Origin of the sequence: Jejudonia soesokkakensis (assembly GCF_042664795.1) — a bacterium.
Taxonomy (GTDB): domain Bacteria; phylum Bacteroidota; class Bacteroidia; order Flavobacteriales; family Flavobacteriaceae; genus Jejudonia; species Jejudonia soesokkakensis.
The window spans coordinates 585,361-610,262 of sequence record NZ_JBHTBN010000001.1 but is presented as its reverse complement, the minus strand read 5'-3'; the positions used below and the strand labels follow the sequence as shown (position 1 = coordinate 610,262).

Annotated in this window: 22 protein-coding genes and 2 tRNA genes; 10 read left to right on the top strand and 14 right to left on the bottom strand. The window is 36.6% G+C overall.

The features are described 5' to 3' along the window. The first annotated feature begins 50 nt into the window (after window positions 1-50). A tRNA-Val gene (locus tag ACFQO1_RS02790) sits at window positions 51-125 on the top strand. A 44-nt stretch (window positions 126-169) separates the two neighbouring features. Then, window positions 170-244: transfer RNA gene (locus tag ACFQO1_RS02785), tRNA-Val, on the top strand. Window positions 245-312: 68 nt separating this feature from the next. Here the strand turns inward: ACFQO1_RS02785 and ACFQO1_RS02780 are convergent. The 9 genes from ACFQO1_RS02780 to ACFQO1_RS02740 form a co-directional block, all read right to left on the bottom strand. Then, window positions 313-1,530 (bottom strand): bifunctional folylpolyglutamate synthase/dihydrofolate synthase, encoded by a 1,218-nt coding sequence (locus ACFQO1_RS02780; protein WP_380216799.1) that lies wholly within the window; start codon window positions 1,528-1,530, stop codon window positions 313-315. 10 nt (window positions 1,531-1,540) lie between these two features. After that, window positions 1,541-2,029 (bottom strand): hypothetical protein, encoded by a 489-nt coding sequence (locus tag ACFQO1_RS02775; RefSeq protein ID WP_380216447.1) that lies wholly within the window; start codon window positions 2,027-2,029, stop codon window positions 1,541-1,543. A gap of 246 nt (window positions 2,030-2,275) precedes the next feature. Then, window positions 2,276-3,094, bottom strand: a complete 819-nt coding sequence (locus tag ACFQO1_RS02770) for an energy transducer TonB (protein WP_380216446.1) — start codon at window positions 3,092-3,094, stop codon at window positions 2,276-2,278. A gap of 167 nt (window positions 3,095-3,261) precedes the next feature. Then, window positions 3,262-3,654 carry an ExbD/TolR family protein gene (locus ACFQO1_RS02765; RefSeq protein ID WP_380216445.1) on the bottom strand — a complete coding sequence of 131 codons (393 nt, stop codon included), beginning with the start codon at window positions 3,652-3,654 and terminating at the stop codon, window positions 3,262-3,264. Next, window positions 3,654-4,355, bottom strand: a complete 702-nt coding sequence (locus ACFQO1_RS02760) for a MotA/TolQ/ExbB proton channel family protein (protein WP_380216444.1) — start codon at window positions 4,353-4,355, stop codon at window positions 3,654-3,656. The genes ACFQO1_RS02765 and ACFQO1_RS02760 overlap by 1 nt, the downstream gene beginning before the upstream one ends. Before the next feature lie 47 nt (window positions 4,356-4,402). Further along, entirely contained in the window at window positions 4,403-5,785 is a 1,383-nt protein-coding gene (gene nhaD, locus ACFQO1_RS02755; protein WP_380216443.1) for a sodium:proton antiporter NhaD, read from the bottom strand. 24 nt (window positions 5,786-5,809) lie between these two features. Next, a complete protein-coding gene (locus ACFQO1_RS02750; RefSeq protein WP_380216442.1) occupies window positions 5,810-7,036 on the bottom strand; it encodes a Glu/Leu/Phe/Val dehydrogenase dimerization domain-containing protein in 1,227 nt (408 codons plus the stop codon). 105 nt (window positions 7,037-7,141) lie between these two features. After that, window positions 7,142-7,552: a DUF2452 domain-containing protein gene (locus ACFQO1_RS02745; protein ID WP_380216441.1), complete on the bottom strand. Its 411-nt coding sequence runs from the start codon at window positions 7,550-7,552 to the stop codon at window positions 7,142-7,144. 32 nt (window positions 7,553-7,584) lie between these two features. Further along, window positions 7,585-8,643 carry an anhydro-N-acetylmuramic acid kinase gene (locus ACFQO1_RS02740; protein WP_380216440.1) on the bottom strand — a complete coding sequence of 353 codons (1,059 nt, stop codon included), beginning with the start codon at window positions 8,641-8,643 and terminating at the stop codon, window positions 7,585-7,587. A gap of 196 nt (window positions 8,644-8,839) precedes the next feature. On the opposite strand from ACFQO1_RS02740, the gene ACFQO1_RS02735 reads away from it, so the two are divergent. Next, entirely contained in the window at window positions 8,840-9,982 is a 1,143-nt protein-coding gene (locus tag ACFQO1_RS02735; protein ID WP_380216439.1) for an acyl-CoA dehydrogenase, read from the top strand. 72 nt (window positions 9,983-10,054) lie between these two features. Here the strand turns inward: ACFQO1_RS02735 and ACFQO1_RS02730 are convergent, their stop codons facing one another. Beyond that, the gene (locus ACFQO1_RS02730) at window positions 10,055-12,025 is read right to left on the bottom strand and encodes a putative porin (RefSeq protein ID WP_380216438.1); all 1,971 of its coding nucleotides are present in this window, start codon (window positions 12,023-12,025) and stop codon (window positions 10,055-10,057) included. A 122-nt stretch (window positions 12,026-12,147) separates the two neighbouring features. On the opposite strand from ACFQO1_RS02730, the gene ACFQO1_RS02725 reads away from it, so the two are divergent. Together ACFQO1_RS02725 and ACFQO1_RS02720 are read left to right on the top strand one after the other, a co-directional pair. Then, window positions 12,148-12,747 (top strand): ribonuclease HII, encoded by a 600-nt coding sequence (locus ACFQO1_RS02725; protein WP_380216437.1) that lies wholly within the window; start codon window positions 12,148-12,150, stop codon window positions 12,745-12,747. Window positions 12,748-12,876: 129 nt separating this feature from the next. Continuing rightward, the gene (locus ACFQO1_RS02720; RefSeq protein ID WP_380216436.1) at window positions 12,877-15,309 is read left to right on the top strand and encodes a hypothetical protein; all 2,433 of its coding nucleotides are present in this window, start codon (window positions 12,877-12,879) and stop codon (window positions 15,307-15,309) included. Here ACFQO1_RS02720 and lipB read toward each other — a convergent pair. Continuing rightward, window positions 15,306-16,010 (bottom strand): lipoyl(octanoyl) transferase LipB, encoded by a 705-nt coding sequence (gene lipB, locus ACFQO1_RS02715; protein ID WP_380216435.1) that lies wholly within the window; start codon window positions 16,008-16,010, stop codon window positions 15,306-15,308. The two genes, ACFQO1_RS02720 and lipB, sit on opposite strands and share 4 nt — an antisense overlap. Before the next feature lie 156 nt (window positions 16,011-16,166). Between lipB and ACFQO1_RS02710 the strand changes: the two genes are divergently transcribed. Continuing rightward, entirely contained in the window at window positions 16,167-18,440 is a 2,274-nt protein-coding gene (locus tag ACFQO1_RS02710) for a zinc-dependent metalloprotease (protein ID WP_380216434.1), read from the top strand. Window positions 18,441-18,505: 65 nt separating this feature from the next. Here the strand turns inward: ACFQO1_RS02710 and ACFQO1_RS02705 are convergent, their stop codons facing one another. Further along, the gene (locus tag ACFQO1_RS02705; RefSeq protein ID WP_380216433.1) at window positions 18,506-19,030 is read right to left on the bottom strand and encodes a hypothetical protein; all 525 of its coding nucleotides are present in this window, start codon (window positions 19,028-19,030) and stop codon (window positions 18,506-18,508) included. A 15-nt stretch (window positions 19,031-19,045) separates the two neighbouring features. Then, window positions 19,046-19,204, bottom strand: a complete 159-nt coding sequence (locus ACFQO1_RS02700) for a YqaE/Pmp3 family membrane protein (RefSeq protein ID WP_380216432.1) — start codon at window positions 19,202-19,204, stop codon at window positions 19,046-19,048. 115 nt (window positions 19,205-19,319) lie between these two features. Here ACFQO1_RS02700 and lysS point away from each other — a divergent pair, with 115 nt between their 5' ends. Then, entirely contained in the window at window positions 19,320-21,008 is a 1,689-nt protein-coding gene (gene lysS, locus ACFQO1_RS02695) for a lysine--tRNA ligase (RefSeq protein WP_380216431.1), read from the top strand. Window positions 21,009-21,142: 134 nt separating this feature from the next. On the opposite strand, the gene ACFQO1_RS02690 is transcribed toward lysS, so the two are convergent. Next, entirely contained in the window at window positions 21,143-22,441 is a 1,299-nt protein-coding gene (locus ACFQO1_RS02690) for a prenyltransferase/squalene oxidase repeat-containing protein (RefSeq protein ID WP_380216430.1), read from the bottom strand. Window positions 22,442-22,616: 175 nt separating this feature from the next. On the opposite strand from ACFQO1_RS02690, the gene ACFQO1_RS02685 reads away from it, so the two are divergent. From ACFQO1_RS02685 to ACFQO1_RS02675, 3 genes are all read left to right on the top strand, one after another. After that, a complete protein-coding gene (locus ACFQO1_RS02685) occupies window positions 22,617-23,894 on the top strand; it encodes a fibronectin type III domain-containing protein (RefSeq protein WP_380216429.1) in 1,278 nt (425 codons plus the stop codon). Window positions 23,895-24,011: 117 nt separating this feature from the next. Next, window positions 24,012-24,452, top strand: a complete 441-nt coding sequence (locus ACFQO1_RS02680; RefSeq protein ID WP_380216428.1) for a hypothetical protein — start codon at window positions 24,012-24,014, stop codon at window positions 24,450-24,452. Between the two features lie 67 nt (window positions 24,453-24,519). Next, window positions 24,520-24,864, top strand: a complete 345-nt coding sequence (locus tag ACFQO1_RS02675; protein WP_380216427.1) for a hypothetical protein — start codon at window positions 24,520-24,522, stop codon at window positions 24,862-24,864. Window positions 24,865-24,902: the final 38 nt, after the last annotated feature.

Here is a 24,902-nt window from a genome sequence, read left to right as displayed (position 1 = left end):
AATGTTTGTGGGAATTAAAAACTAACTTATATTTGCACCCGCAACTGTTAGGGCGCGTAGCTCAGTTGGTTCAGAGCACTTGGTTTACACCCAAGGGGTCAGGGGTTCGAATCCCTTCGCGCCCACAAAGCTTCCAGAAATGGAAGCTTTTTTTATACCATTTCTAAAGGGGCCATTAACTCAGTTGGTTTAGAGTGTCACGTCGACAACGTGGAAGTCGTTGGTTCGAATCCAACATGGCCCACGATTAAATACACAAGCCACATCGCTAGATGTGGTTATGTTGTTTTATGAAGAAATGGAGCTTGATCCCTAAACCACTTCGGAAACCACAAACGTACTGCCACCTACAAAAATTAGATCGTCATCCTTAGCTTTTTCTAATGCACTTTGATAGGCTTCATTTACAGAACTGTAAGATTTCCCATCAAGGTTATATTTGGTTGCCTTTTCAACCAATTTTATCACCTCCATTCCCCTTGGAACATTCGGTTTACAAAAATAATAGGATGCATTCTTTGGAAATAATGGCAAGACAGCATCCAAATTTTTATCACTTACCACCCCCAGAACGATGTGTAACTTGTCAACGTTTTCTTTTTGAAGTTGTTCCATCACATATAGTAACCCTTCGGCATTATGTGCTGTGTCACAAATCACTTTAGGTTTTTTTTGAAGTGTTTGATACCTGCCCATCAAACCTGTATTTTTTACCACATTTTGTAATCCTTTCCCTAAATGCTGAATGCCAATCGCATACCCCAAATTTTGCAAAACCCAAATGGTTTTCTGAACTGTTTTTATATTGTGCTTCTGATAGTTACCTTTTAGATCTGAAGCTAATGCAACAGTATCAAAATCAAAGGCTGTATGCAAAGGAGCCTTTCTTTTTTCTGAAATTTCTGAAAATACTTGAAATGTTTCTTCCTGAAATTCTCCGATGACTACAGGAATTCCTTCTTTTATAATTCCTGCTTTTTCCGAAGCTATTTCTGAAATGGTTTCACCTAAGAACTGCGTGTGGTCATATCCAATGTTTGTAATAACTGAAACTTCGGGTGTAATAATATTAGTGCTATCCAGCCTACCTCCCATTCCTACTTCTATAACAGCAATATCGACGTTTTCTTTTCTGAAATACTCAAACGCCAAACCTACGGTCATTTCGAAAAAGGACAGCTGATTTTCCTCAAAAAATGATTTGTGTTTGGCTACAAACGAGCTTACCGTTCGCTTCGGAATCACTGCTCCGTTAATTTTGATACGCTCTCTAAAATCCTTTAGATGGGGCGAAGTATACAAACCAACCTTATAGCCGGCTTCTTGTAAGATAGAAGCTAACATATGAGAGGTAGACCCCTTTCCATTGGTTCCAGCAACATGAATACTTTTAAAAGCCTTTTCAGGGTGTTGTAAATATGCCGAAAGTTGTAATGTGTTATTTAGATCGGCTTTATAGGCAATGTTACCCACACGTTGATACATAGGTAATTGCTCAAAAAGCCACGCAATTGTTTCAGGATATGTAATAGCTAAGAAATTAGATAAACCATTTTTTCTCTTTAGCAATTTCTGCTATATGAGTAATGTAAAGTACAAAATAAAACTGAGCAATAATTTCAAATAAATTTACAGCCCCGATAAGAATAACCGAAGGGTAAAACATCTCATAAAGTACTGCCCCACTACAAACAAGGGTATATCCAATGCCTACAATAAACACATAGATATTTTTAGGATGTTTATTTATAAATGCGATGTAGAAGCACATAAATACAAATAATAAAAACATTAAAATAGACAGCACATAAAACACCAGATCTGGTATATATTCTAGAACACTTGCAAATATGGAAGTAATAATATAAATCACCCCTATCATAAAGATAATAGGCGTAATTATTTCTTTAAGTTGAATAGTTGATTTTGTACGCATCATTACTGGAGCCAACAACAATGAACCTGTAAAAAAAACCAAAGCAAAAAGCACCATCACTGCTGCATAATTTTCTTCAAAACCTTGGGACATGAATGCCTCCCCTGTTAATGCACTACACAAAAAAAGTAACAGCAACCAATTCATTTTCTTTGTTGTTGTTATAAAAAACAGAAATAAGAATAGGTGAAATATGGGTTTAATAAAAAGTGTGTCCTCATTTCCATAGATCATAGAAACTGAGACAGACGTTAGTCCTGCTAAAATTGCCAGATATTTAAAAAGGTTGGGGATCAAGGCTACTATCTTAGCCTGTAATGTAAGAAAAAAAAATAAAATTTATTCTGAAAGGCTAAACTTATAGATAATTTTTCCTATTTGTTTAGCAGGAGCTTTTGAGTCGCTATTAAATCGGGTAGCCATGGCTGCTCTCTTTGCAGGTTCCAGTAAACAGCGGGAGTTATTTGTTGTACCACGGACACCTGGGGTCGCTTTAATTACACTTCCATTACGGTCTACTTCAATACTAACAACAACAATCCCAGCTTCATTACAATCTTGCAAAAACTTTTCTTTGTTTAAAGCCTTACGTCCTCCCAATAAATAATTTCCGTCTCCATCCAATCCTTTTCCAGTACCGTAGTAACTGTTTGCATTGGGGTCTCCATTAGGATCTCCTTTGTCTCCTCCTGTCTTGTCGTTTCCTTCACTACCTTTTGAAGTTCCGTCACTTTTTGGGCCGTTGATCAAACTCGACAGCGCATCACTAGTCGATTTATCGGGTGTGGGATCTGGTTTTTTAACAGGTTTTTTTGGCTCCACTTTTTTAGGTGGAGTGACCTGTTCTTTTTTAGTTTCTTCTTTTTTTAATATGGGAGCATCTTCCATATCCTGTGTCACAACCTCTTCTTTAATTTCAGATTTGGGTTGTTCAACGGGTGGCGGTGTTTCCTGTTTGGGTGCTGATTTAATTTTTTCGAGCGGCTGAATGTTTCCACTCCCTGTTTCAGTAGTTCCGAAGTTGACTGCAATGCCGTTTTCGGGTGGCGGATCCAGATAGGTAAAGCCTATATAAAACAATAAAATGAGGATGATCACGTGTAATACCACTGTGATCGTCATGCTCTTTTTTTTATGTTCTGTGTCTAACAGGCTCATTGTATCTTTTTATTTTCTGAAACTAAAAATATGCCAAAGTCTTTCATGTATCTGCGTTAAGGATTGAGCTATGCTACCCCGCCTTCGCTCGCTTCGGCGGGCAAGCGTGTAGCAGCGAAAGCCTGACCAAGACTAAATGTAATGACCGTCTTGGGAACGCCCAACAACTAATTAGGACGTACGGCCAACACTACTTTAAAGTTATTTTTATTGGCGATATCCATTACAAATACAGCATCTTCGATAGGCACACCTTCTTCGGCTCGTAAAATAATGGTTGGTTCTTCCTGTCCAGCGAGAATACTTTTTAATTCCTTCTCAACTCCGTATTCACTTACCCGTTCTTTGTTTACATAATACGCTCCGTCTTTTGTTATGCTTACGGAAGCTTTTTGCGTATTGGTGCTTTTTCCTTTTGCTTTTGGCAAAATAAGGTCCAAAGCATCGGGTGTAATGGCAGGTGAGGTTAACAGAAAGAATACCAATAACAGAAACACAATGTCTGTCATTGAACTCATACTGAATTCTGCACTTACTTTATTTCGTCCTCTTAAATTCATTAAGCAGGCTCGTTTAAAATGTCTAAAAAGTCTACTGCCGTAGCTTCCATTTGATGCACTACTTTATCGGTTTTAACTACAATATGGTTGTACCCCATATATGCAATAATACCAACGATAAGACCTGCAACTGTAGTCGTCATGGCTGTGTAGATACCTTCGGCAAGAGTTCCCATTTCTGCCTGCCCACTGCTGGTAGCCAACTGGTGAAATGCCAAAACCATTCCTATTACCGTACCTAAGAAACCAATCATAGGAGCTGCACCTGCAATAGTTGCCAATACACTTACGTTTTTTTCGAGTTTATAGACTTCCAGTCTTCCTGCATTTTCTATGGCAGTATTAATATCTTCTAAAGGACTCCCAATTCGGGAGATTCCTTTTTCGGTAAGGCGTGATACTGGAGAATTTTGTTGCGCACATAACACTTTTGCTGCCTGTACATTTCCAGAAGCAACATTATCTCGAATCTGATTCATAAAATTACTGTCCATTTTTGAAGCTGCCTTAACAGCAAATAGACGTTCAAAATAAATATAGACAGCTACAAAAAGTAAAACAAATAACACTCCGATTATTATTTGAGCAGCAAGTCCGCCACTCATCAAGAGTTCCATTACAGAAAGTGTTTTTTCTACAGGTTCATCGTCAAGATTTTGTACAATCTCTTCTGCACCATCCTGAATTAAAAGGGTAAGCATATATGTATCTGGTTTTAGTTGTTAACGGCGATTGTAATAAGAAATTGTTAGGTATGTTGGAAAATAACTCTTTCAATTAGCAAGAAGACTCCTGCCCCGGCTATAAATCCTATAAATGCTAGCCAGGTTATTTTCTTTAAGTACCAGATAAAATCGATACGCTCCATTCCCATGGCTGCAACCCCTGCTGCAGAACCAATGATTAACATACTTCCACCAGTTCCGGCAGAGTAAGCAATAAAATGCCACAATACCGAATCGGTTGGTGAGTCGTACATTCCCATTGAGGCAGCTACTAATGGTACATTGTCAATGATTGCAGACAACACACCCAATAGGATCACCACAACATCTTGATTAGGAATTGCTTCCTGAAGCACTTCAGCGAGGTATCTTAATGTTCCTACTGGATCCCCATTTTCGGCAACACCAAAGACTAAACTTTCTAATCCTCCTACTGCCATTAAGATCCCGAGGAAGAAAAGAATACTAGAAATTTCAATACGTGATAAGGCTTTATGAGCAGAATACAAATGTCTTCGTTCTTTACTGAAATCTTCTTCAGGATGAATATATTCTGAAACCAACCATACAACTCCTAGCGCCAGCATCATTCCGATATACGGAGGTAAGTGTGTTACTGTTTTAAAGATGGGTACTGAAACGATCATTCCTAACCCTAAGAATAACATAGTTTTACTGCTCAATAAACGTTCGGCAACTACATCTTCGGTCGTATCAACTTCTATTTCTCCTCTAAAGGCAGGTAAATACGTAGCAATAATAAAGGGTATTACAAAACATACAATCGATGGAATGACTACATATTCTATCAATCCAGCAGCAGTTACATTATCAGCTATCCAAAGCATGGTAGTAGTTACATCTCCAATTGGAGACCAAGCACCTCCAGCATTGGCTGCAATAACAACCATTGCAGCGTACCAAAGACGTTCTTCTCTTACTGTAATTAATTTACGTAGCAAGGTTACCAGTACAATGGTTGCTGTTAGGTTATCGATAATTGCTGATAATATAAAAGCGAGAATACCGATAATCCAAAGTAGTTTTTTCTTACTCTTCGTTCTAACAGCCCCTTTTAAAATTTCAAAACCACGATGCAAATCAATAATTTCTACAATAGTCATGGCACCGATTAAGAAGATAAGTATCTCTGCTGTTTTGCCTAAATGATGTAAGAGTGTATTTTCAAAGCCTTCTTCGGCCGCTTCGCCTCCGCTCAAAAAGTTAAAGGCTCTTTCGTGCGTATCAATCACATCAAACCAACCTGCATGGAATCCAACTGCCAATACCGCCCAAATAAGTGCTGCCATGATAAGTGCTGGCACCGTTTTGTCTAACTTAAGAGGGTGTTCTAAGGTAATTGATAAATACCCGATGATAAAAATTAATATGATAATCGATTCCATAGCAATGAGGTTAATTTATGTTTTTTATACTAATTGTTTTAAGGCAATTTCAAAAGCTGTTTTACTAATATTTGTTTTGGTACTATTATTATCAAACGTATTTTGAATGGCATTTTTAATGGTCATTGAAGTGTCATTAAAAATAGCTTCATCTGTCATCTGAACTTTACGTTCCATAAAATAAGCAAACACACGTGCCATTCCGCAGTTACTTATAAAATCGGGAATTAAACTTACACGTTCATCTGTATATTCCATAATGGGTCCAAAGAAGATTTCTTTATCTGCAAAAGGCACGTTAGCACCACAGCTTATCACCTCTAAACCTGTATTCATCATAGATGAGATCTGCTCTTTAGTGATTAGGCGTGAAGCAGCGCATGGTGCAAATACTTCACAATCCAGTTCCCATATTTTATTATTGATCTCGTCAAAAGGGATCATATCTTCTGCCACTAAGGTGTTTCCATCCTTGGTTAAGTATAGGTTTTTAATGTAGTCAAAAGAAAATCCATCCTTGTTAATTACGCCTCCTACTCTATCGATGATCCCCACTACTTTTGCTTCCATTTGTGCAAAGTAAAAAGCAGCAGCAGCACCTACGTTTCCGAAGCCTTGAACTACTACCTTTTTTCCTTTGATACTGCCGCCATAAATATCATAAAAATGACGTGCAGCTTCCGCAACTCCATAGCCTGTAATCATATCTGCCACTGTATATTTTCTGTTTACATCTGGCGAATAGGTAGCATTTTCAAGCACTTTAATAACTCCCTGACGTAATTGCCCAATACGATTAATCTTATCTGCTTCAGTAGGTGTGAAGTGTCCGTTAAAAACACCTTCCTGTGGATGCCACACCCCGCTTTCTTCGGTTATTGGAATTACTTCATGGATTTCATCTACATTGAGATCACCTCCTGTGCCATAATAAGCTTTTAAAAGAGGTGAAACTGCTTTATACCAACGCTCTAATACCCCTTTTTTACGAGGGTCGTGTGGGTCAAAATTAATTCCAGATTTAGCACCTCCAATGGCAGGACCAGAGACTGTAAACTTCACTTCCATGGTTTTTGCCAGAGATAACACTTCATTTTCATTAAGTCCAATCCGCATACGTGTTCCTCCACCCGCAGCACCGCCACGTAGTGAATTAATTACGGTCCAGCCTTCGGCTTCAGTTTCGGGATCATTCCAGTGAAAAACTATTTCAGGTTCCTTGTTTTCGTACTTCGAGAGTAATTCTTTCATTAATTAGTTGATTTTTACACGTACTGAAAAGATTTGTAGTGCGAAGACAAATATAAAAAACTTAGTAGGTGTAGGTAACATTTTAAGTTTAATTTAGAGTAAATTTTAATACACCTTCTCCCATAATTTATCACTATTCAATCTAAAACTCCCTACAAAATCCCACGAACACTCTAAAGGAGAAATAATAGATAAAAATAGAAGTTCATTTTTATCTCGATATAAATGATAAACCTGACCAAGAATGGGCTCAAAGCTGTAGGTTGCCCGATAAATTAGATTATTGTATTCAAAAGCTTCCAGCATTTCATCATATTCTTTTTTAATCGCTTCAAACTTTGTTTTAAAATGATGGTTCGCCTTTGTGACACTTGTTTTTTTCCAACTCGAAAGATCTTCCATCACAATAGCAGGTGCCCCTAAATTTGTCGCATACGGTTTTAAAGAGGCATCATATTTTTTTGTCTCTTCATTATAAACGACCTGATCTGGTTTTTTTGATTTCTCTTTTTTCATAGCTACACAAAGATACGAACAACTTTAGCTTCTTAGAAAATTACACCGCTACTATGATCTCTTTGCGCTCCCGTAACACTCGCAAGACAATTGATTTCGTTTCGTAATTTTAAAACACCCAACAAACCAAAAATAAGCGCCTCCTTATATTCTATAATTTCTGAACTAGGAATCACTATATCCACATCCTTGTAAAACTGAAGTCTTTCTATTAAAAAATTATTATATGCCCCACCTCCAGTAATAAACACTGAAGATTGCTCTTCAAATTGCATGGCTAACTGCATCGCAATATGCTCTGTAAACGTCGCAATTTTTTCTTCGGAAGAAATAGAGGAAGCCTCCAGTGTTGAAAAAATATGTGTCCTTACCCATTCCAATCCAAGTGACTTGGGAGCTGATTTTTTATAAAATTGCAACTTGTTTAACTGCTGAAGCAATTTCTTATCAACGGAAGCTTTTCTGGCAATATTACCACCATCATCGTATGGCACCCCTAATTTTTCAGCATAAAAGTTCAACACAATATTGACTGGACAAATATCGTAGGCAATTCGGATACCGCTTTTTTCAAAAGAGCAGTTTGCAAATCCGCCAAGATTAAGGCAATAATCATACGTGCCAAATAACAGTTTATCTCCAACAGGAACTAAAGGGGCACCCTGCCCTCCCAACTGTACATCCTGCACTCTAAAATCACACACTAGGGTTTGCTGTACATTTTCTGCTAACTGTGGCAGGTTTCCAATCTGCCATGTAATTCCTTTTTGAGGTTGATGTAAAATGGTATGCCCATGACTACAAATAGCGTCCAGTTGCTTCATGGAGTGAGTGTCCATAAATTTTTTCAATACTTCGGAAAGATATAGGGTATATTCATTGTTTAAGCTTTCTAATTCTGCTTCAGAAAAAGTAATTGCGTGTTGAAGTCTGGTTTTCCAACTTTCCGAATAAGGAATTGTCGTAGCACTTCCAATTTTAAATGTCCATTCGGAATTTTCAGAAACACTAAAAAAACATTCTGCAATGTCAATACCATCCAGTGAAGTGCCAGACATAACGCCAATTACGTGATAGTTTTTTTGTGACATCTCTAAATTCATTAAAACACCCCTCTTTAATCTCCCCTCAAGGGGAGCGTTAATTTTCTTTTCTAGAATAATCAAAGATAGTTATTAATAAAATTGTTCGATTTGCTTTCAGATTTGGCTTTTCAAATTTGAGATTTATTTTTATTACGGTATCTTTGCACCACTTATTAAAATCAAATTAACACCCAACAAGACGATGGATTTTAGCCTTTCTGAAGAACACCTAATGATACGCGATGCAGCTCGTGATTTTGCGAAAACCGAATTACTTCCAGGAGTGATAGAACGCGATAATAAACAAGAGTTCCCAACAGAACAGGTTAAAAAAATGGGAGAACTTGGGTTTATGGGACTTATGGTTGACCCCAAATATGGCGGGAGTGGCATGGACACGTTGTCTTATGTAATCGTAATGGAGGAGCTTAGTAAAATTGACGCATCAGCTTCGGTGATTGTCTCTGTAAATAACTCTTTAGTTTGTTATGGACTTGAAGCGTATGGTACCGAAGATCAAAAAGAAAAATACTTAACTAAATTAGCAACCGGACAATCTATAGGAGCCTTTTGTTTGAGTGAGCCCGAAGCTGGTAGTGATGCAACTTCACAAAAAACAACAGCAATTGACAAAGGGGATCACTACGTTCTCAACGGAACCAAAAACTGGATCACCAACGGAGGTACAGCAGACTATTATTTAGTCATTGCTCAAACAGATCGTGAAAAAAAACACAAAGGAATCAATGCATTTATCGTTGAAAAAGGCTGGGAAGGTTTTGAAATTGGTCCAAAAGAAGATAAACTCGGGATTAGAGGAAGTGACACTCACTCACTTATCTTTAATGATGTAAAAGTTCCCAAGGAAAACAGAATTGGTGAAGACGGATTTGGTTTTAAGTTCGCTATGAAAACCCTTGCTGGTGGTCGTATTGGAATTGCTGCACAAGCACTAGGAATCGCAGCGGGAGCATATGATTTAGCACGGGAGTATTCTAAAGTACGGAAGGCATTTGGCACAGAAATATGCAATCACCAGGCCATTGCATTTAAATTAGCCGATATGCATACTGAAATAGAAGCAGCACGTCATTTAGTGCATAAAGCAGCATGGGATAAAGACCAAGGGAATAATTACGATATGAGCGGTGCTATGGCAAAATTGTATGCTTCAAAAGTAGCTATGGAAGTAAGTGTTGAAGCCGTACAAGTGCATGGAGGCAACGGTTTTGTTAAGGAATATCATGTAGAACGCTTAATGCGTGATGCTAAGATTACTCAGATTTATGAGGGAACCAGTGAAATTCAGAAAATCGTTATTTCCAGAGGCTTATTAAGAGACTAAGAGCATACGAAATTATACAAATATAGCAACCGACCTTAGGGTCGGTTTTTTTGTTAGTGGGTACCTTATATCTTATAGGAAGAAATTCCAAACCAACCCGAAGCGTATCACAGGATCTCTATAGGCATAGCCAGGAGCCGAAAAGTATTGATTGCTATTCCCAAATAACGAATTGATATGCTCGTATTTTATGAAAATACGGGTTTGCTTGATTTTTGCATTAAGAAAAATATCTACTAAAGGGAATCCGCCTAGCTCCGTTTCATTCTGCACAAAGAACTCTGCCAACACAGGATCGTAAGCATTCATTTCATATTTTGTAAAATATTTAAAGTTAACCCCAGCCTGCAAAAACAACGCCTTGTCAAACAACTCATCGGTATAATACAAAGTGTTTCTCGTTATAATTTGAGGTACTTTAAACACATCCTCTCCACTCAAAGCCTGCTGAAACAGAACTGTATTAGCTAACGAGAACTTTCCGTAGGTAAATTCTTTTTCAGCCTTGACTTTTAAATAGTCTACGCGCTCACGAGACTGTTGTGGTGATGGGGTCGAATCGTTTTCTGCAAGTCCAAAAAAAACATAATCATCAATTCCTGTATAACTTACCGTGGCATTTAGTAATTTCTTTGAAGTGAGCTTAAATTTTAGCTCCTGAGTTTTGACATTGTCGAGATTGTTTTGCCAGTTATAATTTACATAATCACTTTGGTAGAGTAAGAAATTGAAATGAGGCGCTACAGAATGTACCGTGATAGAAGCTTCAGCGCTGTTATTGGCATCCAGTGCATAAGATGCTGCACCATTTAGATAGGTGCCGTCAAAATCACCAGAAACATTGATCGCTCCTTTGCCCAAAAGCTCAAAACCTTTGTAATTTTTTTGATAGGTAGCTCCTGCCTGCACCTGGCTACCCTTTAAACGATTATTTATTCTGCCTTCATCTAGAATTAAAACCGAATTATACCCATAATTATAATTGGTATATCCTATAAACCCAGAAATGCTTCCAAGAATATTATTGCTAAAGCGCGCATAGGCTTTAGTCTCAAAATCATCGAGCTCCACTTTATCTTTTAATCCCGTAACCTGATACGATTCACCAAAACCTTCAAATGGACTAGTCTGGTTGTACTCGTAAAATTTCGTCTGGTAGCTCAATTCGGCTCCAAGGGTTACTACATTATAGCTTGTACTATCTTTAATTGCTGAAATTAAATCATACTCCTGATCCAGATAGTATCGTATGCCCTCCAATCTATTATCGGCATCTTCAAAGTTGACTTCCAGGCGTCCTCTGTCTTCAAAGTCTGTATTGTCACTGATAAATAATGGAATGGAACTATCCTGTAGACCACCATATTCTTCATTGCTCATATCCTGTGCGGCAAGGTGTGCTCGTAATCGATATCTTTTATTTAAGGTGTTGTAATTTGTTGTAAACCGAAGGTTTCCAGAACTCGTCAAATTATTCTGGTAGTTACCCAGCGAACGAACTCCTTTGTAAGCCAGAGAAAAATTAAATCGCTCTGAAGTGTTGATTGTAAAAAAAGCATCCAATTGTTGCCCCTGTTCAAATGCAGTTTTAAAATACAATTCGGTAAGAGGTGTAGGCACATTAAAATACTGCATGTCCTCTGCTTCCGCATAATTAAAATGCTTTGCTCGTGCTCCAAATAGTGGCATCAGATTATGAGTATCAAAAGTATACGCGAGTGTGTTGTACGTATGTCCAACATTATTAAAGGTGAGTAGTTCAAAATTATCTTTTCTAAGATAATTAAATTTGTATTCTTTTTGTACTGAAAGCGTTGTATCCAGATAGGTAGTATCTCTTGCCGCAGATATTATCTTATACAATTCAATGGGCGGTTTTTCACTTTTATTCGTTACTGAAGTGCTCGCATTCCTATCAACACGCCTTTCATTGGGTGTAATTATTGTAGATTCTTCATTTCCTTTTTTTACCGTTGACGGAACTTGGGCGAATGCAACAGCTCCCAGAATAAGAAATAGAAATAAGGCAAACGTTTTTTTCATAAAAACAAACTGTAGCTACAAAGGTACTTTTTTATAGCTAAAGATACTAGATAGTTCTAACGTTGCTAAAGACATAATATTCTAATTTTTAAAAGTACCTTTAGCCGCAATTACTTCTGAAAATGCTTCCATTAAAAATACATACAGATTTACTTGAATGTGGAACGGACGAAGCCGGGCGCGGTTGTCTCTCAGGGCCAGTCACTGCTGCTGCGGTACTTTTACCAGATGGTTTTAGTCATCCGTTGCTCAATGACAGCAAACAACTTTCAGAAAAAAAACGGCTTGCGCTTAAAGACATTATAGAGACTGAAGCCTTGAGCTTTGCCGTAGTCCACGTTATGATGGACGAAATTGATCAGATCAATATTTTAAATGCTTCGATCCTCGGGATGCATCGTGCTATTGAACAATTAGAGCCGCAACCAGAATTTATCGCTATTGACGGCAACCGATTTAAACCCTTCTATAAAATTCCGTACGAATGTGTGGTAAAAGGAGATGGAAAATACCAACATATTGCAGCAGCTTCTATACTTGCCAAAACCCATCGCGATATCTATATGGCTTCCCTTCACGAAGAATTTCCAGCATATAACTGGAAACAGAACAAAGGATATCCCACCCATGAGCATCGTGCAGCTATTAAAAAATATGGTCCGACTCCTTACCATCGAAAAAGTTTTAGACTGCTGCCTGGTCAACTTAAATTCAATTTATAATAAGATTTTTCTTCTCCTTCTAAGAGAAGTGTTCAGGAAAAAAATAAAGGAGATTTTTGTTGAAAACCTATCAATAAAGTTCTACATTTTGCACTAACATTGTAAAGCTTCCTTAGTATTTTTGTTCTAATGAGAACAGTGTATCTACTCTATTTGTTAATCATCAGTTTTTTAGTTTCGAGTTGTACTTCGGAAACTAAAAAAGGAGAACTAATTGACTATATCCCAGAGGGCGCCTTGGTTGTGCTTAGAATCAACCATTTTGAAAATTTTAAATCTGATATAAAAAACAACGGATTACTTTCTAAATTCAGTACTACGAATCCTTACTCGTATTTCTCTGAAGATGCACTTCTACTACATAATTTACATCCAGACAGTAAGAGCTTGCTAGCCATCAATACCTTAAATGACAGTGTCACTGCATACACGTTTATAAGTCGGGAAACGGAAGGCATGTTTGTTGCAGATTCAATTCAGGATCTAAAAGTAGAAACTCTTGCATACGATGATATTTCTCTTCAGCGGGTTACATCTGCTAATCAGATTGCTTTTTTTGCTACTAAGGACAGTGTTTTTATAGCGTCTTCATCTCAGAAAGTGCTTCAGGATATATTAAAAGGGAACACAGAAAAGGATGAAACTTTAAAAAAAGCGTTCGATTTAAAAAAAGAAGGGGAAGTTTCGGTACTATTAAAAAGCAACCACGTACCACTTTCAGATTCGACAGCAATTAATTTTTCTTCCTGGACCGTGCTAGATGCAACCATTGTTCCCGATGCCATTCGAGCGACAGGAGTTTCTATGGCCAGTGATACAATTTCACAATTCATTGATGTTTTTAAAGGGCAAAATCCGCAACAGTCAGGGTTGGCCAATATCATTCCAACCGACGCAAAAAGTGTAGTTTCATTTACGTTTAGTGATTGGGAAAAAATACGGTCTTCTTTTGAACAATTTAATGGTGCTTCGGAAACTGCCAGACTGGATCTTGAATCAATTTCGGAAATTGGAAACATTTCTTTAAAAGAAGGTAATGCTATTGTTTTACGAAGCATAGATCCTATGTTGACTCAGGAATGGGTTAATAGGTATTTAACTGAAAGAACCTCTTTTAGAGAAACAACTATCTATGATTTTGAAAAACCTGGTATTTTTAAAACAATTTTTTCACCACTTATTACTTCCGAAACACCTGTTACTTTCCAGCTGGATAATTTCTTTGTTTTTACAACTTCCGAAGAAATTGCAAATCAAATGATCATTGCGTACAAAAACAATGATTGCATCCACAAAACATCATATTATAATGAAGCTACTGTTAATTTGAGCAGTGGGTATTCGCTTCAGATTTATAAAATGAAAGGGGAAATATCGAAAGGCATCGCTTCTTTTTTTAATTCTACTACTAAAGAAGAAATAGCTTCGGTTTCACTACCCGATTATCCGTTAGGCATACTTCAATTTACGTATGACCGTGATTTTGCCCATATAAATATCTATGCTGGTGAAGCTTCCAGCGAAAAACAAATTTCGGGAACCGTTTCAGAAAAGGCAACAATCCAGCTAGAACACGAAATTCTAGGAGAACCCATATTTTTCAGCAATCATCGTACAAACGAAAAGGATATTATTGTCCAAGATGTGACCAATAGTTTGCATTTATATACTGCAAGCGGAAAAAAATTGTGGACCAAGAAACTTGAAAGTCCAATTTTAGGTACTGTGCAAGAAATTGACTTACTGCGAAATGGCAGAAAACAAATAGCCTTTACTACCTCAAACACATTTTATGTGCTCGATCGAAATGGAAAAGAAGTAACTCCCTTTCCAATTAAATTTAAGGATAAAGTCACTCAACCCCTCGCTGTTTTCGATTACGACAACAACCGAAATTATCGTTTTGTAATTACTCAAGGCAAGGAAATCTATATGTATGACAGTAAAGGAAAAAGTGTTAGCGGATTCACCTTTAAAAAAGCAACTTCTCCCATTGTTGCAACGCCGCAGCATATTAGGATGGGCAATAAGGATTACATTATTGTTCCCGAAGAAAATGGAACATTAAATATTTTGAGCAGGGTTGGAAAATCTAGAGTTTCAGTTTCTGAAAAATTTGAATTTTCAAACGTTCCTATAACAAATGAGAGTAATACATTTGTGGTTATTACGAAAGGTTTCAGCAAGAAGAGTATTTCCCAAAATGGAAAAGTTGCGTCTCAAAAATTGAATGTGTCCTCAAATTATTGGTTTACCACCTCTGGAAGTTTAAAAGTAACACTTGATGATAATCTTTTACGTATCAACGGGAACCTTATTGAATTACCTTTTGGAATTTACACCAACCCACGAATATTTATTGAGAATAGCACTAGTTATATTTCGGTTACTGAAACTCAGGAAAACAAAGTATTTGTATATAATAAAAGCGGCCAACTTCTAGAAGGTTTTCCAGTATATGGCAGTACTGGCGCTCGTGTAGAAAATGGAACAAAAAAATCGCAGTTGTTACTACTTACAACTGGAAGTGAAAAAGAGATTATTCTTTATAGCATCAATTAGGCAGAGACTAATTGAGCATTAAACAGGTTGGCAAAATGTTTCAGTAATTTTTCTTTTACTTCCTCTTCTGAAACTTTTGTTTTACCTAATTCAACATTTAGAGAAGTGACAGATTTTCCTTTAATTCCGCAGGGAATCATATGATCAAAATAACCCAAATCTGAATTTACATTAAAGGCAAAGCCATGCATGGTCACCCACCTACTCGCACGCACGCCCAAAGCACATATTTTTCTTGCAAAAGGAGTACCTACATCTAACCAAACTCCCGTTTCTCCTTTTGATCGTTCTGCATTTAAGCCATATTCGGCTAATGTAAGAATGACCATTTCTTCTAAGAGTCTAAGATATTTATGAATGTCTGTAAAAAAATTCTCTAGATCTAGTATAGGATATCCTACAATTTGTCCTGGTCCGTGATATGTTATATCTCCACCCCGATTAATTTTATAGAATGTGGCCCCAATTGAAGCAAGGGATTCTTCAGAAATTAAAAGATTACTAAAATCACCACTTTTTCCTAATGTGTAAACATGAGGGTGCTCAACAAAAAGAAAATGGTTTTTTGTTTCAAGATGCGTTTCTTCTCTTCGATTTTTAATTTTGGTGTCGAGAATATTTTTAAAAAGCTGTTCTTGATAGTCCCAAGTTTCTTTGTAGTCTTTATTTCCTAGGTCTTCAAATAAAATTTTTGTATTCAAGTGGCATGATTTTAATACCTGCAAAATTACATTAAAGTAGCTTAAAAGAAGACATGTGACCTCTGAAACTTAATTTCTTAAATTTTTATTAAAATATAATTATAAACCTTTATATTTGAAAACTATAGTAATATTAAACCCAAAAAAATATTGAATATGAATACAATTGCAAAAAAAATTAGTGTTTTAGCTACGGTGTTTTTAACTACTGTTGCTTTACAAGCACAATCTACGGCATGGAAAAAAGTTTCTGAAAGCCGTGTATCTTCTTCAGAATTACTCTCACGAAATTCTGAACCAACAAACTTTAATGTTTTTGAACTTAATCATGATGCTTTTAATCGTACTCTTTTAAATGCCCCTGACCGAAGCACAAATAGATCTTCAAATGTAACAATATCTTTACCTTCAGTTGATGGTACTTTAGCTGACTTTAAAGTATTTAAAACTTCTACATTAAGTGAGGGTTTACGCCTTAGATATCCTGGTATAAACTCTTATGTTGCAAAAGGTATTAAAGACCCTACTGCAATCGCACACATAAGTGTAGGTACAAATGGTGTCCATGCCATGATACTATCTGGTAATCACCCTACAGTATATGTTGAGCCTTACACTATAAATAACAGACAATACATTCAGTATTCTCGTTCAGAAATGGGTGAACCAGAAGATAGAGCTGTTTGTGAAATAACTGAAGCTGTTGACACATCATTATTAGATCTAGATGAATTAGAAAGTTTAAGAAATGCAGATGATGGACAACTTCGTACGTTTAGATTGGCGCTTGCATGTACAGGAGAATACGCGCAATATCACTTAAATAGACAAATGATACCTTCAAGTGCAACAGACGCAGAAAAAAGAGCTGCTGTATTATCTGAATATAACACAGCAATGACACGTGTAAACGGTTTGTTTGAAAGAGATGTAGCTATAACCATGGTGCTTATAAGTAACACGGACGATTTGATCTATTTAAACGGAGGAACAGACCCTTATACTAATAACAGTGGATTTACTATGCTTGATGAAAATCAAAATAATATTAATTCTGTTATTGGATTTGCAAATTATGACATTGGTCACGTTTTTAGTACTGGTGGCGGAGGTGTAGCTCAGTTAAGATCTCCTTGTACTTCTGGTAAAGCAAGAGGTGTTACAGGATTACCTCAACCAGTTAATGATGGTTTTTATGTAGATTTTGTTGCTCATGAAATGGGGCATCAATATGGAGCAAACCACACCTTTAATTCAGACGCAAGTAGCTGTGGTGGTGGAAATAGAAATGCATCAACAGCTTTTGAGCCTGGGAGTGGATCAACCATAATGGCTTATGCAGGAATTTGTCCACCAGAGAATGTTCAAAATTTTAGTGACGATTACTTTACTGGAATTAGCGTGATTGAAATGTTTAACAACGTTTCTTCAGGACCTAGTAGTTCATGCCCAACTACAAGCGCAACAAACAATGAAGCTCCTATTGCAGATGCAGGACCTAATTATACTATTCCGAGCTCTACACCATTTATTCTTGAAGGTAGTGCTACAGACTCAGACAGTAGCTCATTAACCTACTGCTGGGAACAACGCGACAATCAGTTAGCTCCAGCACCACCACAATCAACTAGTACTGTAGGACCTAACTTTAGATCGTTTGATCCTCAAACCTCCCCAGATAGATATATGCCAAGTCTTAATATTGTTTTAAATGGTTCTTCAGGGTCAACCTGGGAACGTTTACCTTCTGTGACACGAATTATGAGGTTCAGACTTACTGTAAGAGATAATGAAGTTGGAGGAGGAGCTTTATCTAGCGATATTAATTCAATAAGCGTTGATGGAAATTCTGGCCCATTTGTTGTCACTTCTCAAAATGCTACTGGTACAGTATGGACAACCCAAACAACTGAAACTATAACTTGGAATGTTGCCGGAACAGATGCTGCACCTGTAAACACCTCAACTGTTGATATATTATTTTCTGAAGATGGAGGCCAAAATTTTGATAGGGTGATTGTTTCTGGAACTCCAAATGATGGTTCTGAAGAAATTAATGTCCCTACTGTAAATACAACAACAGGCCGTTTTATGATTAGAGCAAGCGAAAACATTTATTATGATGTAAACAACAGAGATATTGTTGTGACAGGGTCTTTAGGAGTAGATGATTTCAATATGTCTGATTTAGCAATATACCCTAATCCAAGTGATGGATTATTTAACGTTTCTTTTTCTGCAAATACCGGAAAAGACGTTAATATTTCAATGTACGATGTTAGAGGAAGACTTATCGACACGCAAGTGTTTACCAATCCATCTTCTAATTTTAATGAAAGAATAGACTATAGTAACTTGAACTCAGGTATGTATTTTGTTACAATTACAAATGGAGATCAACAAACTACAAAGAAAATTACTATACAATAACTATAAGTAATATTCATATAAAAAAAGGGCTTCAATTTGAAGCCCTTTTTTTATATGAATACTCTTTAGAATTCAACGCTAGTATTGATAACATTTAATTCTTGATTAAGACCTTCAACGTTGAAATTTATGGCTACAACCAAATCATTTCCTGTTTTGGATGCAGAAAGATTTCCATTCGTAACTTTAAAAAATCCTCCATCTCTACACTTACATAATTTTGAGGTTACTAAATTAACATTTGACAGGTCTTCATTTGTAAGTGATAATGGCAACATATCTTCTTTAAATTGAAACATGATACTCTCAGAATAAATTCCGTCGGCAACACCTTCGGGAGCAGATTTAGTTATTTTATATTCAAAAACATACATATCACCCTCTTTTTTATTAATATATGAATTTCCAAATTCATCATTCATAATTTCGTAACTACTATTTTTATTTAAAGTAATAATGACATTATCCTCCATAGTATTTTCTTGTTCTGTATTTTCTGAAGTTTCAGAAGTTTCATTAGAAACTTGTTGTTGTGTTTTACATCCATTTGCTAACATAAAAGCCGAAACTAAAACTAGTGCTATTTTCATAATTGAGTTTTTAATTTAATTATTAGGATTATTTAAAATTATTAAAGCTGCAATCACACCAGGAATCCATCCGCAAACTGTCAAAATTGTAACAATTATTATAGACCCGCACCCTTTATCGATAACTGCAAGTGGTGGAAAAAGAATAGAAAGCAATACGCGCCATATACTCATATGAGATAAATTTACTAATAATTTAAGTAATAGTCTTTGCTCTTAACGTTTTGTTACAGCTATTGATTACCAACCGCAATGTTGTTATCTTTGCAATTTATTTAAAATAGCCACTATGCAGCTTTCTGAACTGGAACTTATTCGAAGAGAAAAGTTAACCCAATTACGCAACTTAGGAATTAACCCCTATCCTGCAGATTTATTTCCCGTAAACCACACTTCAAAAACAATTAAAGAAAATTTCTCTGAAGGGAAAAACGTTGTGATCGCAGGTAGATTAATGTCTCGCCGTATTCAAGGGAAAGCCAGTTTTGCAGAATTACAGGATTCCGAAGGGCGTATTCAGGTCTATTTTAATCGTGATGAAATTTGCACAAACGAAGATAAAACTCAATATAATGAAATCTATAAAAAGCTACTTGACATAGGTGATTTTATAGGCATCGAAGGTGAATTATTTACCACACAAGTTGGTGAGAAAACGGTAATGGTCAAAAAGTTTACACTCCTTTCAAAAGCTCTAAAGCCACTTCCACAGCCCCGCGTTGATGCAGATGGAAATGTTCATGATGCATTTACAGATCCCGAGCAACGTTACAGACAGCGGTATGCAGATCTAGTAGTCAATCCGCACGTAAAAGAGGTATTTGTAAAACGCACCAAATTATTTAATGCCATGCGAACATTTTTTAATGAACGTGGCTATTTTGAAGTAGAAACTCCTATTCTTCAACCTATTCCTGGTGGCGCAGCAGCAAAGCCATTTATAACACATCACAATAGCTTGGATATTCCATTATATATGCGGATTGCAAATGAACTATACTTAAAAAGACTAATAGTAGGCGGATTTGACGGCGTATATGAGTTCTCTAAAAATTTCCGAAATGAGGGAATGGACAGAACTCACAATCCAGAATTTACAGCTATGGAAATCTATGTAGCTTATAAAGATTACAACTGGATGATGGATTTCTGTGAGCAATTGCTTGAATACTGTGCTACGGAAGTTAACGGAACAACAAAAGCTACGTTTGGTGAGCATACCGTTGACTTTAAGGCCCCGTATCCAAGAGTTACCATGGCTGAAGCTATCAAAAATTTTACAGGTTTTGACATCACAGGAAAATCTGAAGATGAGTTAAGAACAGCTGCTAAAGAGATGGGAGTTGCTGTTGATAATAGTATGGGCAAAGGAAAATTAATAGATGAAATGTTTGGCGAAAAATGTGAAGGAAACTACATTCAGCCTACATTCATTACAGATTACCCAAAAGAAATGAGCCCACTTTGTAAAGAGCATCGAGATAATCCAGAGTTGACCGAGCGCTTTGAATTAATGGTCTGCGGAAAAGAAATTGCAAATGCGTATAGCGAATTAAATGATCCCATCGACCAACGCGAACGCTTCGAAGCACAATTAAAATTAGCAGACCGAGGTGATGATGAGGCCATGTTTATTGACAATGACTTTATTAGAGCGTTAGAATATGGAATGCCTCCAACCAGCGGAATGGGCATTGGAATGGACAGACTTATTATGTTTTTAACTAACAATCCGTCAATTCAAGAGGTTTTATTTTTCCCTCAAATGAAACCTGAACGTAAAGCAATCTCATTAACAGAGGATGAAAAAGCTGTTTTTACTCTCTTAAAAGAAAACTCTCCTATAGAATTAAATACGTTGAAAGAGGAATCTGGATTGAGTAACAAAAAGTGGGATAAAACCATAAAAGGACTTACTAAAAATAAATTAGCCAAGGTTGAGAAGACCAATGATGGGTTAATTGTTGGTTTAAATTAAATAAAACACCGTTTACAGCTTAACCTCCTATTTGGCGTTAGGGGTTTGATATCCCTATCAAAACTGTAAACGGTGCCATTTTTCCCACCAATTGTGGGTTCCACCAACCTAAATAAAATTATTCTAATACAAGACTACTGTCCTATTTTGCTTAAAAATTCAATATCGTTTTCAACAGTTAGCAGTAAAAGGCTTGTCGCAGTACAGAAAACCGGACTTGTAATACAATGGTGGCCATTCCAACTACCGTCTTCATTCTGAATTTTTAAGATTCTACCACTCATATTATCATACCAACCTTTCCAGTCTTGATCATTGTTAACAACCAGAGACTCTCCTGTCTGCAAAAAACTTAGAAACTCTTCTCCTCCATTATTTCCGAATCCGTTTAAAACATCCTCCCGTTGTGCAACTTGTTTCGCACTGGAATACACATTGTAAGATGCAGCATAATCTATTGCTTCAGCCTCGCTCATCCCTGCTTTTTGTAAATTCTGAGCAGTCACCACAACCTCTTCCAGCTTTCCTTCATCTTTCGCTTTATTTATAAGTTCCTGAGCTTTTCTGGCTTCTTTTGCACTCGCACGAACACTCCCGCTAACAGCATACAGCATTACGCCTGCTCCGTCGTCTGTTTTTATAGCCCCTGATTTATCGTTAAAATTTCCTTTCTGATAATCCCTGCTTCTTTTTAGCACCTTTTCGTTAATATTTAGACCTACTGCTTGAGCGGACTCTAATGCGCTATTTGCCAAGCCACTTTGCAGCACACCTGCCCAGCCAGCACCTTTTTGTTTACCTGAAGCATCGGTTCCCTGCTGAATTTTTGTTACACAAATATCCAGACAGCGGGTTACACGCTTTTTGTCGATACCTTTTAAATTTCTATCCAGTAAATTTGAAAGAAATTGCGCAGTCATTACTGCGTCGATATTCTCACCTAATTTACGCTGAATCTGGGTTCCTCGCACGTCCGTAATAAATGGACTGTCCTTTGAATTGTTCTCAACTGTTTCTAATAGAAAGGTGATTGTTTTCTTTAAATTTTCTGAATAGGCACCTTTCGTAAGCGTTGTTCCACTTCTTAGAAAAGACATGGCGACCATAGCGGTAGTGGCTGGATCTGCTGGGACAGCGTGGGGATCTGTAACATCCTGCCGAGCATGGCTTCCTGCGCCATACCCTCCATTTGGCAATTGAGCTTCAGCTAGCCATGAAAGTCCGTCGCGAACCGATAATTGTAAATTTTCATTGTTTTTGAAAATATCAAAATCTTTGGATGATTGTTCTCCCATTACAGTCATAAACACACAACCATCTTCAGGTTGTAAAGTTCGTTTTGTTTCTAGATAAGTTGATTTTTCAGAAAAGATAATCGATAAGGCCCCTAAGATGAGCACTGGAAATGCAAATAGCAATAGTTTCGTTTTCATAATATGTGTTTTTAATTCTATGTGAAACTATTGTAAACAAAGAGTTTTCAAAACATTCGATTAGGGAACGAACTGTCTCAATGAGCGAACAACACAAACTGTTTAGTTTTAACGATTGGAAATGAGACAAATCAATAGAATTTTCTATTTTTGAACTCATTAATTTTCATTTGCTATGAAAAAAACACAATACCTTTTATTTGCTACACTGCTATTATTAGCAACTGCCTGCGGAAGTGATGACGAGTATTCACCTTCTGATAATGAAGACACAGAAAGACCCTCACAGGTTATAAATGTTATTGCTTCCAATATTACTGAAACTTCGCTGGAACTTTCCTGGGATGCTGCAACAGATAATGTTGGTGTAACTGGTTATAAGGTTTTTCAAGACGGTCTAGAAATCAACGGAAATGTTTCAGGCACCTCCTATAGTGTTTCGGAGCTTTCTGCTGAAACAAATTATACCTATTATATCATAGCTTTTGATGCTGCTGGAAATCAGTCGCAAGCAAGTAATTCAATAGATGCCATGACAATAGAAGAACCTTTCGGGTTTAGAACGAATCTTTCAGAAATGAATCTATTTACAACTACAATGGCAGATTTAGAACCAGCAAGTGGCGTACAACTTTACGAACTTAATACTACATTGTTTACAGATTACACTACAAAGCAGCGTCTAATTAAGTTGCCTGAAAACGGGAAACTACAATACAATGGTGATGACTTACTACCTAGTTATCCAGATGAAACCTTAATCGCAAAAACGTTTTATTATAATATTGACGACAGAGATCCAAGTCTAGGTAAAAAAATTATCGAAACACGTATCTTTTTAAAGATTGATGGAATTTGGGAAGTAGGAGATTATATCTGGAACGAATCCCAAACTGAAGCAACCTATACCGAAAACGGTAGTGAAATAAATATCAGTTATATAGATACAGAAGGTGTTACTCAAGATGTTGAATATTTAATCCCTTCAAAACAAGACTGTTTTACTTGTCATAATAACAATACTATTACAATGCCAATAGGAATGAAATTAAGAAGTATGAATTTTACTCCTTCATACGTGGGACAAAATCAATTAGACTTTTTTATTTCAAATGGTCTTTTAGAAGGACTCGCGAGTTCAAACGGTATTGGAACTTTAGCAGATTGGACCGATACAAATTTAGATATCAATGATCGTGGAAGAGCTTATCTCGATATGAATTGTGCACATTGTCATAACCCTAACAGTGCTTCGGCTGGTGTCTCAGGAATGGATTTGCGATTAGAAACACCCTATCCAGATACGAATATTTATCAAAAAAGAGACGGAATTCAAATTCGTTTTGGATCCACACTCGAAGGATACAGAATGCCTGTACTAGGGAGAACTGTGGTTCATGAAGAAGCTTTTACCATGCTAATGGAATATCTAGGGCAAGTAACAGTACCGTAAACTGTCTTTAAAAGAATGTAAAGAAAGCCATCTCTGTCTAGAGATGGCTTTCTTTATTGAATTAAACCTTTATGGAAATTAAAAGTCATAGAAACATATAACTTTAAAAAAATAAAAATGAAAAAATTAGTAATAATTTGCATGCTACTTGTAGGAATTACGGTAACAGCACAGGACCGTGAAAGTAAGAAAGAAGTTAGAAAGGAAATGCGTGAAAGAGCAAAAGACCTAACTCCACAACAAATTGCAAGTCTTCAAACAAAGAAAATGACACTGCATCTTGATTTAACAGAAAAGCAACAAATAGAAGTTGAGAAACTAAATCTGGAAATAGCTACAAATAGAAAAGCAATGGCAGAAAAGAGAAAGAAGATGGAAGAACTTTCAAATGATGAGAGAGTGGCAATGCGCGAACAAATGCTGGATGAACAAATTGCTACAAAAAAGAAATTCAAAGCCATTCTTACTGAAGCCCAATTCTCAACCTGGGAAAAAGGAAGGATGAAAAAAAGAAGAGGAATGGCAAAGCGAAGGATGAAAAATAAAGGAAGTAAATAGTTTTTGGCTCGCTTTTTGGAATATAGTTTTTAGAAATTTGTTACATTAGTAACTTAAACTATAAACCATGAAAAATTTATTAAAAATAATAACTGTTGTTTTGGTTGTTTTTGCTGGTACTCAAGGCATCAAAGCTCAAGAGCTTAAAAAAGATGCGGATAGACCAGAAGTAATTGCTAAAACCCAAGTAAATGAGATAGACGCAAAGCTAGATCTAAACGGTGATCAGGAGCGAGCATTGTTTAGAGCCATTGTAAGTAAAATTGTAAATGACCGTAAATTAGTAGATGGTAAAGACGCAAATGATCCTACAGTAAAAACAAATAAGGCTAAAATTGAAGATGGATATAAAGCAGCCGTTAAAAAAGCACTAGGTGAAGAAAAATATAAAGCTTGGTTAAAATTGCAATAACAGCAAAAATACCGATAAGTTAAATAGCCTTTCTTTGT

Bases quoted from the DNA above. Each gene is read 5' to 3' on its own strand.
- ACFQO1_RS02775 (WP_380216447.1), bottom strand. From the start codon at position 2,029: ATGTCCCAAGGTTTTGAAGAAAATTATGCAGCAGTGATGGTGCTTTTT.
- ACFQO1_RS02770 (WP_380216446.1), bottom strand. From the start codon at position 3,094: ATGAGCCTGTTAGACACAGAACATAAAAAAAAGAGCATGACGATCACA.
- ACFQO1_RS02765 (WP_380216445.1), bottom strand. From the start codon at position 3,654: ATGAATTTAAGAGGACGAAATAAAGTAAGTGCAGAATTCAGTATGAGT.
- ACFQO1_RS02760 (WP_380216444.1), bottom strand. From the start codon at position 4,355: ATGCTTACCCTTTTAATTCAGGATGGTGCAGAAGAGATTGTACAAAAT.
- nhaD (WP_380216443.1), bottom strand. From the start codon at position 5,785: ATGGAATCGATTATCATATTAATTTTTATCATCGGGTATTTATCAATT.
- ACFQO1_RS02750 (WP_380216442.1), bottom strand. From the start codon at position 7,036: ATGAAAGAATTACTCTCGAAGTACGAAAACAAGGAACCTGAAATAGTT.
- ACFQO1_RS02745 (WP_380216441.1), bottom strand. From the start codon at position 7,552: ATGAAAAAAGAGAAATCAAAAAAACCAGATCAGGTCGTTTATAATGAA.
- ACFQO1_RS02740 (WP_380216440.1), bottom strand. From the start codon at position 8,643: ATGTCACAAAAAAACTATCACGTAATTGGCGTTATGTCTGGCACTTCA.
- ACFQO1_RS02735 (WP_380216439.1), top strand. From the start codon at position 8,840: ATGGATTTTAGCCTTTCTGAAGAACACCTAATGATACGCGATGCAGCT.
- ACFQO1_RS02730 (WP_380216438.1), bottom strand. From the start codon at position 12,025: ATGAAAAAAACGTTTGCCTTATTTCTATTTCTTATTCTGGGAGCTGTT.
- ACFQO1_RS02725 (WP_380216437.1), top strand. From the start codon at position 12,148: ATGCTTCCATTAAAAATACATACAGATTTACTTGAATGTGGAACGGAC.
- ACFQO1_RS02720 (WP_380216436.1), top strand. From the start codon at position 12,877: ATGAGAACAGTGTATCTACTCTATTTGTTAATCATCAGTTTTTTAGTT.
- ACFQO1_RS02710 (WP_380216434.1), top strand. From the start codon at position 16,167: ATGAATACAATTGCAAAAAAAATTAGTGTTTTAGCTACGGTGTTTTTA.
- ACFQO1_RS02705 (WP_380216433.1), bottom strand. From the start codon at position 19,030: ATGAAAATAGCACTAGTTTTAGTTTCGGCTTTTATGTTAGCAAATGGA.
- ACFQO1_RS02700 (WP_380216432.1), bottom strand. From the start codon at position 19,204: ATGAGTATATGGCGCGTATTGCTTTCTATTCTTTTTCCACCACTTGCA.
- lysS (WP_380216431.1), top strand. From the start codon at position 19,320: ATGCAGCTTTCTGAACTGGAACTTATTCGAAGAGAAAAGTTAACCCAA.
- ACFQO1_RS02690 (WP_380216430.1), bottom strand. From the start codon at position 22,441: ATGAAAACGAAACTATTGCTATTTGCATTTCCAGTGCTCATCTTAGGG.
- ACFQO1_RS02685 (WP_380216429.1), top strand. From the start codon at position 22,617: ATGAAAAAAACACAATACCTTTTATTTGCTACACTGCTATTATTAGCA.
- ACFQO1_RS02680 (WP_380216428.1), top strand. From the start codon at position 24,012: ATGAAAAAATTAGTAATAATTTGCATGCTACTTGTAGGAATTACGGTA.
- ACFQO1_RS02675 (WP_380216427.1), top strand. From the start codon at position 24,520: ATGAAAAATTTATTAAAAATAATAACTGTTGTTTTGGTTGTTTTTGCT.